We start from the raw sequence: 288 nt of genomic DNA, 5'->3' as shown, positions 1-288 counted from the left end.
CAATCGGACATCTTGGCGGCGGCCTGATCGTCGAACGGTAGCGTGGTGACTTCGGCCTCGAACATTTTCTTGACGGTGGATTGGTAATCGCTGGCAAGGGAGTAGTCGTTATCGATCCACAGCGAGTTCGCGGCGCTCATCTCGGATTTCGCCCCCGAATATTGCCCGTTGATCGAACTCAGCAGCGATTGGTAGTCGCTGTCGGCCAGCGAACCGGAGCCCAGCAGCTCATTCAGTTGCGAGCGGGTCGTGCCATTGGCGCCCTGCGCGGCGATGGCCAACGCCATC

At 60.1% G+C, this 288-nt stretch carries 1 protein-coding gene; it reads right to left on the bottom strand.

Annotated features, from left to right (window positions below; all coding sequences use genetic code 11):
• Nucleotides 1–288 (bottom strand): serpin family protein (locus EIK80_RS25590; protein ID WP_148099144.1); only part of this gene is annotated, 288 nt, incomplete at both ends.

This window comes from Caulobacter sp. 602-1 (assembly GCF_003931565.1).
Taxonomy (GTDB): Bacteria; Pseudomonadota; Alphaproteobacteria; order Caulobacterales; family Caulobacteraceae; genus Caulobacter.
The sequence above is the reverse complement of the archived record's forward strand: the minus strand, read 5'-3'. Positions and strand labels throughout refer to the sequence as shown.